The 360-nt window shown below is 71.9% G+C and carries 1 pseudogene; it reads left to right on the top strand.

Going from position 1 to position 360, the window contains the following annotated elements:
* Positions 1-24: 24 nt before the first annotated feature.
* Positions 25-360, top strand: a pseudogene (locus IG62_RS0141040) (hypothetical protein); the annotation flags it as partial.

Genomic DNA, 360 nt, shown 5'->3' with positions numbered 1-360 from the left:
CCGGGCTGGCACCACAAGCACGTGGTGACCTACCGCAGCCGCCACGAGGCCGGCTGGACCGACGCACGCGGCGCGCTGACCGCCCCGGAGCTGCGCCAGTTGTGCGTCCACCCCAAGTCGCAGCTGTCCTTGCGTGAGTTGCGGGCGGACGACTTCCACGACGCCCTCGCCGGCGGCGGGTTGCCGATGGACATCGTCGACAACACCCGTGGCCTGATCGCCGGCGGCCACAAGCAGGCGACCATCCGCGTCCGCAAGGGCCAGCCCGCCTTCCGCAAGCACCTGCTGGGCACCTACGGCGACCTGTGCGCCTTCAACGGCCCCACCCCCGTCCAGGTGCTGGAGGCCGCGCACCTCTAC

Source organism: Streptomyces sp. NRRL S-337, from assembly GCF_000720175.1.
Taxonomy (GTDB): domain Bacteria; phylum Actinomycetota; class Actinomycetes; order Streptomycetales; family Streptomycetaceae; genus Streptomyces; species Streptomyces siderophoricus.
The sequence above is the reverse complement of the archived record's forward strand: the minus strand, read 5'-3'. Positions and strand labels throughout refer to the sequence as shown.